General features: G+C 40.4%; 4 protein-coding genes. 1 reads left to right on the top strand and 3 read right to left on the bottom strand.

All coding sequences use genetic code 11. The features are described 5' to 3' along the window. The first annotated feature begins 133 nt into the window (after positions 1–133). Positions 134–943 carry a lytic transglycosylase domain-containing protein gene (locus ACT3SX_RS14255; RefSeq protein ID WP_192520446.1) on the top strand — a complete coding sequence of 270 codons (810 nt, stop codon included), beginning with the start codon at positions 134–136 and terminating at the stop codon, positions 941–943. A gap of 206 nt (positions 944–1,149) precedes the next feature. On the opposite strand, the gene tsf is transcribed toward ACT3SX_RS14255, so the two are convergent. The 3 genes from tsf to ACT3SX_RS14240 form a co-directional block, all read right to left on the bottom strand. Then, on the bottom strand, positions 1,150–2,031 hold the full coding sequence (tsf, locus tag ACT3SX_RS14250; RefSeq protein ID WP_192520447.1) for a translation elongation factor Ts: 882 nt from the start codon (positions 2,029–2,031) through the stop codon (positions 1,150–1,152). 432 nt (positions 2,032–2,463) lie between these two features. Then, the gene (gene rpsB / locus ACT3SX_RS14245) at positions 2,464–3,258 is read right to left on the bottom strand and encodes a 30S ribosomal protein S2 (protein WP_192520448.1); all 795 of its coding nucleotides are present in this window, start codon (positions 3,256–3,258) and stop codon (positions 2,464–2,466) included. Positions 3,259–3,655: 397 nt separating this feature from the next. After that, a partial coding sequence (locus ACT3SX_RS14240) for a chemotaxis protein CheX (protein ID WP_444518770.1) occupies positions 3,656–4,110 on the bottom strand: 455 nt, incomplete at its 5' end.

Below are 4,110 nucleotides of genomic sequence, written 5' to 3'. Positions count from 1 at the left end.
TTAGAAGTGATGTGTTCTGAGTTGCTATATCCTTTATAGAGCTCGTTACCGACACGATAACCGCTTAAACGCGCACAACAATGCGCCTATAGGCAAAATACCTTGCTATTACTCGATGAAAAGTGATAACCCTATGATAAATATTACAACCCTAGTTACTCGCTGCTTGTCTACCACCCTACTTACTGTCATTACTAGTACTTTAACCTTTTCTGTTACAGCTTATGCAGATAGTATGTACATCAAAAAAAGTAGCGACGGTCAAATACTACTTACCAATCGCAGTCAAACTAGTGGTGACTTTGATAAATTTACTCAAACAGTCAAAGTTACCCACTATAGAAACTCTAAGATGTACGACGATAGCAATAACAATAACTACGGAAGCAGCGCCGCTAGTAAAAGCAGTAGCCGCAATGCTTATGATAGCTATATTCGTGCCTCAGCCCAGCGTCATGGCGTAGATCCAGCGCTCATGAAAGCAATGATGCATACTGAATCAGCATTTAATCCCAATGCACGCTCACCAGTTGGCGCACAAGGTCTGATGCAACTAATGCCTGCCACTGCCCGCCGCTTTAAAGTAAATAATCCTTGGAACCCAGCCGAAAATATCGAGGGCTCAGCTAAATATATCGCTTGGCTCATGCGCCGTTTTGACAATAGAATTGAATATGCTGTGGCAGGCTATAATGCAGGGGAAGGCAATGTCGATAAATACGGTGGCATCCCTCCCTTCAAAGAAACACAGAACTATGTTAAAAAAGTAATGAGCCGCTATCATAGTTTGTATAAAAATGATTCAGGCCTATATGGCGTGACTATGAGCGCTAGTAACCAAAACAATAATACAAGCAGTGGTCTTAAAAATGTCAGTTATGGCACCAGTAGTAATGGTAACAGTGCCAGTTATGTCAACTCAGCGTATGCTGCTTTACGCTAAAACATTAAGTCGCTAAAAAGCTAGCGTATGTAAAACAGTAACCCCAAGATAAGTAAGCTAGACATAAAAAAGCCCGTTAACTAATTAACGGGCTTTTTTATGTTTCTTAGATTCAAAAACAAGCTTGTTTAAACAATCAGTAAGCACTACATCAAGCAATTGATACAATGCTCACAATTAACATAGCGCTTACGATATTTTAAAACTTACTTGTTAGCTGCTTGAGTCGCAGCAACTTCAGCAGCAAAATCTTCTTGCTTCTTCTCAATGCCTTCACCAACTTCTAGACGTTTGAAACCAAGTACTTTAACGCCTTCAGATTTTAGTACGTCACCAACTTTTTTATCGTTGTCCATAACGTATGGCTGACGTAGTAAAGTTACTTCGTCTAAGTACTTACGTAAGCCACCTTCGATCATTTTTTCAACGATATTGTCAGGTTTGCCAGACTCTTTAGCTTTGGCTTCGATGATGTCTTTTTCACGTGCTAGTACGTCAGCAGAAACGTCTTCGTCATTAACCGCAACCGGGTTAAATGCAGCGATGTGCATGGCAAGGTTCTTACCAGTGTCTGCAGTACCACCTTCATAAGAAACGACCACACCGATACGTAGACCATGACGGTATGCAGCGATGTTTGCACCTTCAAGTACTTCAACACGGCGAACCTGAATGTTTTCACCGATTTTTTGTACTAATGATACACGTGCTTCTTCAACTGTTTGACCATCGCCATAAGGCAATGCAGAGATAGCGGAAACGTCTGTTACGTTATTCTCTAGGGCAATATTAGCTACTTTTTCTGCAAATGCAGTGAAGCTATCATCTTTTGCAACGAAGTCAGTTTGGCAGTTAACTTCTAACAAAAATGCTTTGTTTTCGCCTTGGGCAATGATGATTGCGCCATCAGCTGCGATGTTACCCGCTTTTTTAGCTGCTTTAGCTTGACCAGATTTACGTAGGTTATCAATAGCAACTTCAACATCGCCGTTTGATTCTTCTAACGCTTTTTTACATTCCATCATGCCAAGACCAGTACGGTCACGCAATTCTTTTACCATTTTGGCAGATACTTTTACTTCTGACATAAGAGTCACCTTAGTATTGTTATGTTGGATATAGTCAAGTCCGTATAAATCCGCTACGTCGTTATCCTCGCTAACCATACTAATGTATAGCTTGCATTTGGCTTACTTGTCTCGAAATCATTTGGATTCAACTATAGTGCTTAACTTTTGCTAATATTTTTTACTGTATAGCCATGCAATCTGATTGTATGATGTCACTGTTTCCGTGATAACCGTATCTATTGTAAATAGTCATCATAGACACTGTATAGTGCGGAAAAACATAGGCGATAATACTCGCCTACTAACTGCCTATCCATCAACAACAAGGCATGACGAGTAAAACTACATCATGCCTATTGTAAGCTTATACGCTGTTAATAACCTCATAAGTGTACTGATAGATACGCTATCAAATTATTCTTATTAAGTTAAACCTTTTCGGCCAGCTATTTATTCTGCTGGAGTTGCAGCTTCTTCTGCTTTAGCTTCAGCTGGTGCTTCTTCAGCAGCAGGTGCTTGCTCAGCTTTGCCGCCAGCTTGAGTCTGTGCATATTCTTTACCAGCAATAATAGCATCAGCCATAGAGGTAACATACAAAGTCACCGCACGGATAGCATCATCGTTAGCTGGAATGATGTAATCAACGTTATCTGGGCTAGAGTTTGTATCAACGATACCAATAACTGGGATACCCAAATTCTTGGCTTCTTTGATAGCAATCGCTTCATGATCCACGTCTACAACAAAGATAGCATCAGGTAGGCCGCCCATGTCTTTGATACCGCCTAGTGAACGCTCAAGTTTTTCCATATCGCGAGTACGTTCTAACGCTTCACGCTTAGTTAGCTTCGCGAAAGTACCGTCTTCTGATTGCTTTTCCAGCTCTTTTAGACGATTGATTGACTGGCGTAGTGTTTTCCAGTTAGTCAACATGCCACCTAACCAGCGATGGTCAACGTACGGCATACCAGCGCGGGCAGCTTGCTCACGGATGATGCCGCTTGCAGCGCGTTTAGTACCAACAAACAATACTTTGTTTTTCTTGGCAGCTAGGCCGTTTACATAAGTCAAAGCTTCATTAAACGCTTTTACTGTGTGCTCTAGGTTGATGATGTGGATCTTGTTACGTGCACCAAAGATGTATGGTCCCATTTTTGGGTTCCAAAAACGTGTTTGGTGGCCAAAGTGAGCACCGGCTTGTAATAAGTCGCGCATTTCGATTTTGGTTGGGTTCTTTGTAGCCATGTTAAATTTTCCTATTGGTTGGGTTATGCCTCCACATCACAAAAACTGCCTATCTAGCGACACGCATCTGCTAACGGTTAATGCTCATTAAAACAACACTAACTTTTATACAAATTAATCAAGTCGCCAAACACCCAGCAATTCTTTGCCATGATGTGTGTGTCATTGGTTGGTTTAAAAAAGAAGCTATTATTAAAATTGGTAAAACATCAAACTCTAACTTATAAAATAGCTGCGCCGTATTTTATCATATATTCCACAATCATCTCCAGTCATTTATTAGTATAACGCATTAAAATAAAAGCGAAATATAATCTTTTCTACAAACAAAAAAAGCGACACTAATGTGTCGCTTTTTGAAGTTACTTTGACTGTATATACTTTGCTCTATATCTGATTATGCGATACAAATACCAATAACCGCTTTATAACCATGCCAAGTAAATGGTGTGACATAGCTCTGTCGGTCTTTAGGCAAATAAGACACACTCGGGACACCTTCAACAATGTGAGGTGGTGAGATAATAAACTCAGCACCAAACTCAGTACGAGCATTACCAGAGATGGTATTAGCCATCTCACCCAGTAAATCTTTCATCATTTTGATTGATGAGTCAGGCTCGCCCATCACTTTGATGATCTCTCGCAACATCGCACTTGGCGCACTGACATAGACACAACCCTCAAGTGGGCCCGATATCTCAATCACACCACTATAATCATAGCCAACGGCACTTCTGTTATGATTCAAATAAGGTGTGTCAATAGATGCTTCTGAGCCCTTTATCTGTACAAAAAAAGCATTTATTGAGCTAAGAAACACACCTAATTTTTCTACTTTAACCATAATAT

The organism is Psychrobacter sp. AOP31-B2-9 (assembly GCF_052378005.1).
In the GTDB taxonomy this organism is placed as follows: Bacteria; Pseudomonadota; Gammaproteobacteria; order Pseudomonadales; family Moraxellaceae; genus Psychrobacter.
The sequence above is the reverse complement of the archived record's forward strand: the minus strand, read 5'-3'. Positions and strand labels throughout refer to the sequence as shown.

What these genes read in the sequence shown, in the direction of transcription:
- ACT3SX_RS14255 (WP_192520446.1), top strand. Translation starts at nt 134, where the DNA reads ATGATAAATATTACAACCCTAGTTACTCGCTGCTTGTCTACCACCCTA.
- rpsB (WP_192520448.1), bottom strand. Translation starts at nt 3,258, where the DNA reads ATGGCTACAAAGAACCCAACCAAAATCGAAATGCGCGACTTATTACAA.
- tsf (WP_192520447.1), bottom strand. Translation starts at nt 2,031, where the DNA reads ATGTCAGAAGTAAAAGTATCTGCCAAAATGGTAAAAGAATTGCGTGAC.